Below are 12,459 nucleotides of genomic sequence, written 5' to 3'. Positions count from 1 at the left end.
AATGAAGTGCTCGTGAAATTTCAGTGCGTTAGAGGACGCACAGGCGGTAGCTCAAGTAGGGTACGAGAGCAAAGTTGTTGTCCGGAGCGCTGTTGAGCGAAGTCCCATCGAGGGTAACGTCGATCGAGTCGCCGGTATCTGCGGGCGTAGCATCCGTCCCCGCCTGTTCCAGGCCGTCGAGGTAGTACTGAGGCATTCCAAGTCGCTGGACGACGTAGTCACCTTGGACGAGATCGTCGAAGAAGTAGAACCCATCCTCATCTGTCATCGTTGTGCGTCCATTTGGCCCCAGGTCGCCACCGGTCAGCAGGATTTCGATGCCCGCCAATCCGCTGTCGGCTCCATTCATGATTCCATTGTTATTGAAGTCACGGAAAACCATCCCCGAGATTTGATTACTTGCGTCATCAATCGTCGTGGTTGCCGTCGCGGTATCGGCTTTGTCATTATCTGGCTGCGTGGTCGTCGTTGTGACGGTGACCGAGTTGACCAGGTCCGAGGTTACGCCCTCATTGATGCGGGCGATAATCGTGAACTGGAACGTTCCCCCTGAGGCGAGCGGCGCGTTGTTCAGCGGCGTCACTGTCACGGTTTGCCCGTTGGCCGTCAGTGCACCGTTGGGGCCGGTCCCGCTAACGAAAGTGAGCCCGGTAGGCAAGGTGTCGATGACGGTGACCGCATCGGCTGGTGATGGACCGTCGTTGAACACGTTAATCGTATAGGTCAACTCGCTGCCTGCTTGAGCGTGCGTTGCACTGACCGTTTTGGTCACGTACACGTCGGCCTCGACAGCCTCGGGGACCACCGTCACGACAACGGATGCCGCGTTGTTATCCGATTGAGTGTCATCTGCGGCCGCGAGAGATACATTGTTCGTCAGGTCACCGGTGGCATCACTGTCGGCCGTCGCGGTGATCGTGATGGTGCGTGTTGCCCCGGGAGCCAGATCGAATGCAGGCAGAATGATAGTACCGTTGGTGGTGCTAGTCGGGGTAATCTCTGTACTGCCAACGAAGGCAGACTTGAACGTCAGTCCGTCGGGTAGAACGTCCGTCACAATGACCCCTTGGGCAAGCGAGGGGCTGAGCCCATTGTCAGCCTCAGTGCCGTCGTCACTCGTGTCATGCGAAACCACAATCGTGAACGAGACATCCGCTGACGGCGTGACATCGCCCGACCCGACGACCGCCTTCGTAATTTGCAGGTCATACTCGGGGGTCAATGTCACGGTTACCGAATCCGTGTTATTGGTGGGATCGAGATCCGTGACCCCAGGTGTCACCACCTCAGCCGTGTTGACGAGATCCGCCGTGGCGTCCGCATTCACATTGGCCGTGACAGTGAAGGTGCGAGTTTCTCCAACTGGAATGGTTGCGTACTCAACGAGCAATTGGCGTGTGGTGGTATCGAAAGTCGGAGTGCCCGTCGAACCGGGAGCATCAATCACGACCCCGGTCAGTCCCACTGGGAGCACGTCCGACACATCGACGTTAACAGCGTCCGAGAGACTGTCGTCGTCATGGCTGATCGTAAATGTGTAGATGACTTGATCTCGGCCCGGGACAGCGGTCTGGACGTTGGCAGTCTTCTCCAACACCAGGTCGACTCGTGCATCGGGGTCAATCGAGACCGTGGCTGAGTTGTTGGCAGTGCCATCACCTGTCTCCGGGTCTGTGGTTGCGATCACAGCGGAATTGTCAATCGGATCCAGCTGATCGCTGCCGATGGCAACTTCGAACGTGAAGACACGAGATTCACCAGGAGCTAGATCCGGCACCGTGAACGTCAAGTCTTGCCCATTGACCGAGATCGTCGCACCGCTGGTGAGCGGATCAAAGCTGCCGTCCACGAGTGTGAGTCCGGAATCGAGCGTGTCTGTGACGGTGACTCCCCGCGCGGTGGAAACGCCGTCATTGCTCGCGAACACTTGATAGGTGACGTACCCACCGGCAACGACGTCGAACGGGGCCGTATTGTCAATGATGTCGCCCGAGGGATCGTCATCGCCGCGGACATCAGGAATTCGACTGGCGACGACCAACTTGCCAACAGAAACGTCGACTTCGCGAGCGACCGTCGTCACATCGGTTGCCGACGCGTCAGCAACGTTATCGCCACCAACAACAATCGTATTGCTCAGCAGCGAGTCCGGCGCGGTGAAATTGGGGTCGATCAGCACGTCGAAAGTGACGACCTCCTGCTCGTTCATCGCCAGGTCGCCAAAGGTGATACGAAGTTTGCCATCATCGACACCTCCGTCGCTGATCACCTCAAACGTACCGCTACCCATCGTAAAGGTTCCCGAGTCGGAAACGTAAGTAACGCCAGCGGGCAGGGCGTCGAGGGCGACGATCGCTTCAGCGGTATCATTGCCCGTATTCTGCACGCTGACAGTGTAAGTCAGCTGCTGGCCAGCAATCGCCGTGTCTGGCGAGTCAATCCCGTCGGTCTTGGTGACGGTCAATTCGACGAGCGGCAGATCCACTCTCTCGACGGCGACGTTGTTTGCAAGCGGCCCGTCGAGCGGGTCACCTGGGTTGCGGTCAGCGTCGTTTGGATCAGCGTCGACCTCCACCTCGTAGCCGCTAACGATGACTTCGTTGATGGGATCGATTGAGACCGAGGAATCGATCGTGGTGTTGATGGTGTAGGTTACGCTCGCACCAGGAGCCAACGTGCCAGGGACCGCGAATGTCTGCACTACATTTCCGTCACCGTCGACAGAACTGGTTGTTGAAACAGTCGCCCCTGTATCATCGAGGACACTCACGAATGTCAGCCCGCCGGGGATGACATCAGTGATCTGCACCTGCGTGGCGTCAGTGGCACCGAGGTTTTGAACGGTCACGGTGAATGAAGCTGAACCGCCGAGGACCAAGTCACTGCTGCTGTCGATGGTTTTGTCGATTCGCAAATCCGTCGTCGGAACGACCCCGAAATCGACGGTGGTGTTCGTGTTGCCATCGCCACTCGGTTCGGCCCCGGCGGTCAGAGTGATCGCACCACTGACGAATCCAAGTCCATCGATGAACACACCGTCGTTGTCGCCGTCGATATTATCGTCCGTCGTGTCGGTACCACCATTTCCGGGGTTCGCAACCGTGCTACCGATATATCCATTGAGCGGACCGGTCGAGTCGAACTGCGCCGTGGGAATGACAACGTAGTAGGTGCCCGGCCCGAGATCCCCACCACCGGTAAGCGTGCTAAAGTCGTAGGAACCATCGGTACCGACCGTTGTCGTCGCAATGGGTGTCGGTGTTCCTACCGAGGGATCGGTGTCATACAACACCACTTCGATGGGGTCACCGCCGAACGAAACTTCGTCGGTATCAAGTAGCCCGTTGTCTTGGTTGGGTTCGTTGTTTCCACCACCGTTGTCGACGAAGACCTCGCCCCCGAGGATCATCGATCCCGTCGAGATGGTGGCGACACCGTTGACGATGTATTCGTTGGACCGTTGCGATTCGAGGACCGAGACCTCCACGTCCAGCCCCGTAACGCCCGCCCCGCCGTTGCTGTTGATACTATCGACAGTTGCTTCGATCGCGCCGACTTTCGTGAAGTCCATGGCCCCGGAGCTGGTGAAGTCCGCGAAAGGAATGAACAGGAACTGCACCGTGTTGGCAGTGAGGTCCTGGGAATACTCTGCCATGTTCCCATCGACGTCATACATACGAACGATGAAGCCGTCCGTTACGACTTGGTCCGCTTTAACAGCAATTGCCAATCCCGCAACGCTATCACCACCCGTCATGTCCACGCCGTTGACACCAAAACCCTGAACATTCAAGTCGAGTTGGTTGTCACTCACATCGTCATTGTCGACTCCATCGTACTGGACCAGTACGGTGGATGTCACGTTGCCATTCTGGACGGTGAAGAACGGATTGCTGGGCGTGGTGTCCACGCGGAAGATGCTGCTGTCGCCCGTACTGGTTGCCACATTAATCTGCACGTCGCGTTCGTCGCCGAGCACGCCACCGTTGGAGTTAAGGGCTCCGGATTGACTGAGCGTCACCCCACCCGCGGTGTCTTCGCCGATCGGCTGCCCCGGCTGAGCAAAATGGAAGTCGTCAATCGTCTCGGCGGTCACACCCGTGTCGTCCGTAATCTGGACGCCCTGATCCTGGGGCAACACCACATCGGTGAGCGGGTTCCCATCGGCGTCTTCCACACCGCCCGTGCCAGGACCAAACGACACCACATAGTAGCCGTCGTCAGTTTGATTGATCGGTGACGGCGGCGAATCGGCATCATTCCCATCGAGATTGGTGAATCGATAGGTGCCATCGGCCCCCGTCGTGACGGTCCCTACCAAGGTCTCTCCCGAGTCAACCAGTCCGTTTTGCGTGACGTCATCGAGGTACAGTTTGACTTCAACGTTTTTTAGTAGCGTTTCGCCGACGTCGTAGGTCTGATTATCGTTGGCGTCGACGAACGCCGTGCCGCTGATCGCTCCCAGATCGCTGGCGAATAACTCGCGCTTTTGCAACGCTTCCAAGCTCAACCGACGAGCGTTGTTGCCACGGCGGGTAGAGACACGTTTGCGTGGGTGAGCGGCGCGAGCGGGCTGACCAGTCAAACGGTCGATCATGCGTTGAAAAATCATCGGTTCAATACCTTCGAGCATTCAGTGTGTGATTTGAGAGCATCACGCTCGATGCGTGGTGCCGGAGGCATGCGCCAAGTGGGGATTGGTAGTTCAGAACCGGCGATTCAGCCCGCTCCTTGGATGCTTTTCACAGCGATTTAGTTTCGAATTGATATATTCAGATCAATCGGCGATCCTTCGCCCGTCGCGATAGCCGTCAGGGTCGACACCGACCAAACCGGTGTAATCCCTACATTTTCCAGTCCCAACGGCGAACCTGAGTTACCAGCGATAGTTCAGCCCAAAGCTGAGACCCTGTGCCCAGTAGTCGGTATTGTCGAAGGCAAACCGTGGGAACGTTCCCGTCGGTGTCGGAGCGTTGGCGTTGGGGATCTGTGCGGTGTCAATGATTCGGTCAATCTGATCGCCAGGGCGAACAACGTTGGACATGTACAGAAACGTGTAACCGAAGGTCGCCCGGAGCTGATCGGTGAGCTGGTAGCCGATCTTGGCGTTGAATTCAGGTAGAACGGCAAACTCATTGCGTTCGTAGTTCCCAATGTTCGAATTGAGGGCCAACAAACCACCATTGAGAGCCGGGCCGGTTCCGTTGACAATCGTCGAGCCAGCAATCTGAACGGATTGACGCATGTTGCCGACACCTAACTGCAGTCCAAGGTCGAAGTTCCAGTATCCGATCGAGCGGGTGTGATACCAACCCAAATCGATACCATTGAATTGGTTGCGTGTGCGAAACGATTCCGTGAGTGCAAACGTCAGCGGTCCGTCGCCGGGGCCAGCCCCTGCCACCATGATGTTGCTATCGATTCCAATACCTTCATCGAGCTCAACACTGCGGAACCCAAGACGGTGTTCCGAACGTGCACACCACCGGGTCGGGCAGGAGCACGGCCCCGTGTGCGTGCAGCCTTGCTCAGCGGTACGGAAGTGTCGCAGGTAGATGTTCCAACCCGTGAGGCGACTGTCGACGTCAATGTTGAGTGTTCCGGTGTGACCCACTTGGGAATAATTGACCAGTGCCATCGCTTCACCGAGTTCGTCCATATTCGGTGCAGGGTTGTCCAGCACCGTGATAATGGGGCGGACCAGTGGGTCGTTCTGAGAACCGCCTGCAAAGCTGCTGGTGCCACGATCCAAAGCGAAGCCACCGCCACCGATGCCCCACGTGTGACACTTATCAAACCAGAAACCAAAGTCGAGACGTCCACCGTTTAAGTTGTCTGTGATGACGTCGTTGCCGCCGTACAACACGCTGCCATTGGCCAAGGGTTCACGATCCGACAAACGACCGGTCGACGCCAACGGTGGAAGACTCACACCATCCTGCCACCACATCAGGTACTCGGCTGAAAACCAGCCGTCTTGAGGCCAGCACAGCGTGATACAGGGGCGGATCGTGTTGCAGTCACGATACTCACCGCACATCGGATCTCCGTTGCTGCAGTATCCGCTCGAACAGCTGGCACCATCACAGCCGCCCATCGCCGGCCCACAGCTGCCGTCACAGCCCATGTCGTCGCATCCGTAGCTTCCACCCATGTGCATCGGCTCACCACCGTAATGTTGCATGGGCTCGAGCATGATTTGCCCATCCATTGGCATCTCGCCTTCCATCACGATTGGCTCCGACAACACTGAGTTCGCCGTCGCCGAGTGCCCAACCGGTCGCAAGCGGCTCGTATTCGCTTGGGCGGCACTTGGCTTTCGCTGGGTCGCCTGACGCTGGGTCGCAGCGGGAGACTGATGATCGACCAAGCGGATCTGGCCGCTGTTGTCTGTCGCGGCGGCGGAACCCTTCGACAGATCTCGCACAGGCTGCCAAGCGGCTCGTGCGGATTGTTCCGAACCCAGGCCGCTGGTCGAAATCGAACGCGTTTGGGCTAGCAGCGGGGTGCTTAGGCAAAAGGCCGCCGTGGCAGCGACTGCCACCAGCATCATTCGGTGTGTGTTGTTCAGACGTTGCGACACTTTTGTCACCCATCAAATTGAGAAGTCGGGGGGGAGGCAGTGGGTGAAACTACATCCGACGGCAGCAGTCTGCTTGGAAAAAACAGATGCTCGTCGGTCGAGAATCACCGGCTCACCAGCGATATCGTCAAGATGGAAGCCAACAGTGAAATGAAAATCGGCGAAATCAGAAAAATCCGCAAAGCCCTGCTAATCGGCAAAGTCCACTAGACACCCGCAAACACCTCAGACTTCCCATTTAAGCAAACCAAGGTGATCGACGTGCCATCACAAACCGAAACTACCCCTGGGGCGACGGTCTTGGCAGTGATGCCCCCCAAGGGTTTACGCATGAAATCCAGCTGCTCACGCAGCAGCGGACCGTCGACCGTTGAGTGCCGCGACAACGGTTTGAAAGGTCTCCGAGGACACCAAGACGGCGTGAACGTTTGAAATTGCGCGGATCCCCGTTACTCAGCGGGTGTTGCCTGTTCTGCTTTCAATCGACGGACTTGTGTTTTCAGATCCTCGACCTCTGCAGCCAAGGACTCAACCTGTTGCTTCAAGCGGTTGAATTGCTGCTCGAGCGAGCTGTCCGGTGAATTCTGCGGCCGCCATTGAGTTGCCTGGCCATCGCCACGGTACACCCGCTCTCCCAGTTCGTTTTGATAAAACAGTCGCCCCTGAGCGTCGCGCTGCCATGGCTGGCCAGTCGGAGTCGGCTGCAATGTCTGTTGGCCCTGGAGATACTGCTGATTTTGGGGTTGGCGATTCTGATCACGCTGCATCGTTTGCTGCGGCGTTTCAGCAGCAGACTGGGCGGCCTCCCCCAGTCCAGACCGGATGGCATCTCGCGTCGGCTGGCCCTGCAGTGTGCCCTGGAGGGCACGATCGAGACCTCGCTGAGCGGCCGATTGCGTGGTGTTCTGGGTTCCATTGGCAGACGGTACCACGTTTCCTGGCACTGCTCGTTGGGTGATGGAGTCGGTAATTGCTTTGCCGATGTCCTGCGCCGGCAGGACACCGGGGGTGAGCGCTAGCCCAGCGAGGGCAACTGCCGACATTAGCGGGCGGCGTGAACTTCGTACACCATGGTTTCGTTTGACATTCATTTTCATCTCCTCCGTAAAGTCCTTCTGAAGACAGCAAACCGGTTGCCGTCGTGGCGGTCGAAGTGCGATGCAAATGAAATGCCGCTTAACCGTGCACCGTCTCAACGAGCTATCAAGATTTCCACCGATAATCCGCTTGTTTGCAGAACCCGTCGACCGCAATGGCTCCGCTGGAATCCAGGCTGATAACGGAATAACCGTTGTTGTCAGCCCCCGATCCTTCGACCATCGCGACGAGCGTGCAGTAATGAATACCCGCGATCTCAGTGACATCGTTGCGATGACTATGCCCCTGAAAGACCGCCAATACGTTCCCTGAGGCCTCCAGCACGCGCCGCACCTCGGCGCCGTTTCTGACCCCGTGACTGTTGCTGACATCAAGACGTTGGTGAGCGAACACAATCACCGGATCGCTGCATGCCTTCAAGTCCGCCGCCAACCACTCCAGTTCAGCGGGCGGGACATTGGCATCCGTCCACACCGAATTGTGACGTCCATAGGGCTCGCCATCGCTACGGAAGCAGGAGTCGAGCACGATGAAGTGGTAGCCACCCCGATCAAAAGAATAGTACGACTTTTCCTGACCAACGCCCCCGAGGAACTCATCCTTCTTGAGCGTCTCGACGCAGTGGTTCCCCAAAACGTAGTGACGATCCTTGCAAATTTGTGAAAACTCGCGGTCGATCGTGCTCAGATACCGCTGCTCGGTTTGCACGGAATCGGCCGCGTCAATGAGATCGCCGAGCTCGACGACGAACCTGGGCTCATCCTGTTCAAACTGCAGCGCCGCAGCTTCGAGCTTGCTTAATGTCTCCCGGTAATAACGCGTGCCTGCCGCTGGTTTGTCAGCGTAGTGCAAGTCGGTAATCACACCGATCTTCAACGGATCAGCGGGCTTTGCTCCCAGTGCGACCGCCGGCATCACTGCGGCAGTCGCCAAAAAAAGCGTGCCGTTCTGCAGTACCGCGCGTCGTCCAAGTCTTCGATCGTGAATAGTCATCAATATGTTTCATTTCTGCGGGTGGTTTGAATCAATGAGGTCGAGGCGAGCATATTCGAAATCCGCCTACCTCGTGACGTCGTCCTCAAAAAAGCAGCGTTGCGCGATGCTGCCATGAGCCCTGCCAACATGTCCAGCGCCGCCAATCCACGCGTTTTCTAACAAAGTTGACAAACACGCTTGCCCTCACAACCTGCAATGCATACATTATGCATATCTATCCGGCGGGTGATATTCGCCCGAATCGACCGCGTTGGTTGCATTGCCGGACACGGAGGATTTCCACAGGAAACACATGAACAACAAAAACTTTTCCCGTACCACGATTACAGTTCCCCACGAATTGAAGCGACGCATGAAACGAACCGGCTCCCAAGTCAACTGGTCGGCGATCGCGTGCGACGCCTTCGAAACCAAGCTCGATGAGATCGGACCGTTTGAAGAGATCACCACGATTGAGGCGACCGTGGAGCGATTGAAGGCGCTCGCGGTAGAGGCCGAGGCTGAACAAAACGAAGCTGCCCAACCCTCGCCCGCCGGCGAGGCAGCCGGGCGTCACTGGGCGATGAATCTGGCCTCCGCCCAACAGCTTTCAGATTTGGAAGAATTTCGAGGGGAAGTCACCCCGGAAAAATGGACCGAAGTCCTCTCCACCCGGGATGGATGGTTTGAGTTAACACGCCGCATTGCCACGGACGACGCGTTTGGCGTCAGCGAGTTTAGCGAATCCGAGCACACCTCAGACGGCGACGCCGAGCCCGATCACCGACGGCGCGAGCACTCCCCTGAACGGCACGGTCGCGGACGCCATGACGGACACCGTCGAAGGTTCAAACATGGTGGGCGTCATAGCAAAGGCCAACGTCGCGGCGGATTCCGAGCCCGGGCATTCTGGCGCTCGATTCTCGAAGAGCGACCATGCGAACCAAATTTTTTCGCCAGTTTCGCCGACGGAGCCCTCGCCGTCTGGCACGAAGTTAAACCCCAGATTGCCGAGTAGGTCGCAGGACACCCGGGCTCATCGACTCCGTCGTCACGAGCGTTGCGGCGGCACGGGAATGCGATCAGTTACTGACGCCGAAACAGCCATCTCGCCGTCGGCGGCACGCTCCGCCTGGCAAACAGCGCCGGACTGGCGTCGATGGCTGGGCGGTCCGAAGGTCGCACGGAAAAACAAGGCGATACGATTGTATTTCCGTGGTGGGAAGACGACCTTCGTCGCAGCTCAGACTGCTTTCGACTAACAGAACCGAGCGACTGCGACCGTTAGAACACGAAGACGAACTCGTTCCAGTTCAGAACGCTGAGGGCATAGAGCGCTTCGGCTCGCTCGGGGTTGAGGTGACTATCGTTAATGAGGGAGTTCATTAACTCGGCACCCTCGCTGATCTCTTGATCGGTCGCTTCGCGGCCAAGGACACGATAGATAACCGCACGAACTAGAATTCCACGATCTGCAGCAATGGCTTCGTCGCTTACCTCACTGGCACGGAGCTCTGAGCGGACTGAGGCGAGGAGCTGACGGGCTTTCTCATGGATGAAATCGCTATTGAGCAACGACATCGCCTGGCCGGGTTGCAAGGTAACGAACCGGGCTTCGCAAGTCGTGTCGGGCTCCGGAAAATCGAAAGCAGCAAGCATGGGAGTCAACAACGAGCGTTTGACGTGAATGTAGACACTGCGGCGATTGCGATCCGATTCACTCGAATCTCCCCAGCCCTTACCCGGCTGGGATTGGCCCGCCAGGACTTCCGGCGAGAGTTCCTCGTAGAAGCTCGGACCATAGCTCTTCAAATTAAGGGTGCCAGCGACCGTAAGTAGGGTGTCACGCACTTCTTCGGCCGTCAGTCGACGAGGATCGAAACGCCAGAACAGATCGTTGTTGGGATCCACGACGGAGGTATTCCCCACCGCTTGGGCTTGCTCCGGCGTCAAGGCCGCAGCGGCTTGGTAGGTTTGGCTGGTCATCATGAACCGGTGCATATCCTTGAACCTCCAGCCCTTGTCCACAAACACGTGTGCAAGATAGTCGAGCAGTTGCGGGTGGGTCGGCGGCGTCCCAAGTTGCCCAAAGTTATTGGTCGATCGCACGATGCCGCGACCAAAATGATGCTGCCAAATGCGATTCACGATCACGCGCGTCGTGAGACGATTTTCTGCCGTCGTAACCCACCGGGCGAACGCCAATCGCCGTTTATCAGCAGCGACCTGGGAGGTTGTGCCGGACGACGCTTCACCAGGGAAAACGTCATCTTCGAAAATCTCTGGGACGCGTGGGGTGACCGCGTCGGTGGGTGAATGCGGGTTACCGCGGAACATGACGAACGTTTCCGCCATTTTCTGCTTCGCGGCCAGCCCGAGGACTTGCTCGCGCGGCGGCAATTCGCGGCGACGTTTCCTCACCTGGTTAAGTTGTTTGCCGAGTTCTGCGTACCGATTACGCTGGGCGGCCGTCAGATGTTGGTCTAGCTTTTCTCGCAGTACTTTATTGCGGTCCTTGCGGTTGCCTTCGGTCGCCCGTTGGTCGGGGGCGGACATTTTGACGATGCCCGCCTGCTCAATCTCGGTGCGTTCGGACTCGATCCTGGCAAAATCTTGGTCACACTGTTGGTACTGGACCAGGAGCTCAGGCGAGGTGATATCAATTTGGTTATTGGTGACATGATCGGCGCGGGTGGCGTAGGGCGCAACGTCCGCAAAAATCGCCAGCATGCCGTAGTAGTCCGTCGTCGGGATCGGATCGATCTTGTGATCGTGGCAGCGGGCGCAGTTGATCGTTAGCGCCAAGAAAGCTTGCCCCGTTGTCGTGACGAGATCGTCAAGTTCGTCATAGCGGGCCTGCAGCGGATCGGCGGGCTCATCGTCCCAGATACCGAGGCGGTAATATCCTGTGGCGGTCTTGGACTCGGTCGTTGGATGATCAAAGAGATCTCCGGCGAGTTGTTCCTGGACGAATTGATCGTAAGGTTTGTCTTCGTTGAACGAGCGAATCACGTAGTCGCGAAACTTCCAAGCGTTCGGTTTCGCGGCATCACGTTCGAAAGAGTTAGTCTCGGCATAACGCACCAGATCAAGCCAATGGCGGCCCCACTTCTCGCCATACTGATCCGAGGCGAGTAACCGGTCGATGAGTTTCTCGTAGGCTCGCGGATCCGTGTCGTTCGCAAACGATTCCACTTCATCAGGCGTCGGTGGCAGGCCGGTTAGGTCATAGGTGGCGCGTCGAATCAGCGTCCGCTTGTCTGCGGGTGGAGCCTGCTGCAGACCAGCTTCGGCGAGCCGCTGGTACACGAACGCATCGATCGGATGAACTTCTTCGCTGTCCCTCGGGACATCGGGAACGACAGGATCCGTGAGCGGCTCAAACGCCCAGTGTTTGCTAAACTCAGCCCCTTCATCGATCCATTGCCGCAGCAACTCCACCTCACTCTCGGTCAGGGGATCGCCCTCAGGCGGCATCCGTTCGTATTCGTCATCACTGGTAATTCGGGTCAGCATGGCGCTGGACTCCGCGTCACCGGGTACGATGGCGAACTCCCCCGATTCAGACTCGACGAGAGCCAATTCCGCCTCATGAAACGCTAAGCCGCCCTCAGACTGGTCGGGCCCGTGACAGGAGAAGCAGCGGCGGGCGAGCAGCGGCTGAACATCGCTGGCATACTCGAGTTCTGCGGCCGAAACCGCCATCATGCCGAACATGTTCACCAGGCCTGTGCAGCAAACAAAAAGGTTACGAACAAACGAATTTGGCATCACGCGAGGCGTTCGGGCAGGAGGGGGTGGGC

General features: G+C 57.7%; 6 protein-coding genes. 1 reads left to right on the top strand and 5 read right to left on the bottom strand.

Going from position 1 to position 12,459, the window contains the following annotated elements:
* Nucleotides 1-28 precede the first annotated feature (28 nt).
* From Poly21_RS02930 to Poly21_RS02915, 4 genes are all read right to left on the bottom strand, one after another.
* On the bottom strand, nucleotides 29-4,612 hold the full coding sequence (locus Poly21_RS02930; protein WP_146406814.1) for a beta strand repeat-containing protein: 4,584 nt from the start codon (nucleotides 4,610-4,612) through the stop codon (nucleotides 29-31).
* Between the two features lie 264 nt (nucleotides 4,613-4,876).
* Nucleotides 4,877-6,583, bottom strand: a complete 1,707-nt coding sequence (locus Poly21_RS02925) for a BBP7 family outer membrane beta-barrel protein (protein WP_302117350.1) — start codon at nucleotides 6,581-6,583, stop codon at nucleotides 4,877-4,879.
* 449 nt (nucleotides 6,584-7,032) lie between these two features.
* Nucleotides 7,033-7,674, bottom strand: a complete 642-nt coding sequence (locus tag Poly21_RS02920) for a hypothetical protein (RefSeq protein WP_146405507.1) — start codon at nucleotides 7,672-7,674, stop codon at nucleotides 7,033-7,035.
* Between the two features lie 112 nt (nucleotides 7,675-7,786).
* The gene (locus Poly21_RS02915) at nucleotides 7,787-8,674 is read right to left on the bottom strand and encodes a metallophosphoesterase family protein (protein ID WP_146405506.1); all 888 of its coding nucleotides are present in this window, start codon (nucleotides 8,672-8,674) and stop codon (nucleotides 7,787-7,789) included.
* A gap of 355 nt (nucleotides 8,675-9,029) precedes the next feature.
* On the opposite strand from Poly21_RS02915, the gene Poly21_RS02910 reads away from it, so the two are divergent.
* Nucleotides 9,030-9,674, top strand: coding sequence for a hypothetical protein (locus tag Poly21_RS02910; RefSeq protein WP_146405505.1), 645 nt, complete (start codon nucleotides 9,030-9,032; stop codon nucleotides 9,672-9,674).
* 266 nt (nucleotides 9,675-9,940) lie between these two features.
* Here the strand turns inward: Poly21_RS02910 and Poly21_RS02905 are convergent, their stop codons facing one another.
* A complete protein-coding gene (locus Poly21_RS02905; protein WP_146405504.1) occupies nucleotides 9,941-12,427 on the bottom strand; it encodes a PSD1 and planctomycete cytochrome C domain-containing protein in 2,487 nt (828 codons plus the stop codon).
* Between the last annotated feature and the right edge of the window lie 32 nt (nucleotides 12,428-12,459).

The sequence above is a fragment of the Allorhodopirellula heiligendammensis genome, from assembly GCF_007860105.1.
GTDB lineage: Bacteria > Planctomycetota > Planctomycetia > Pirellulales > Pirellulaceae > Rhodopirellula > Rhodopirellula heiligendammensis.
The sequence above is the reverse complement of the archived record's forward strand: the minus strand, read 5'-3'. Positions and strand labels throughout refer to the sequence as shown.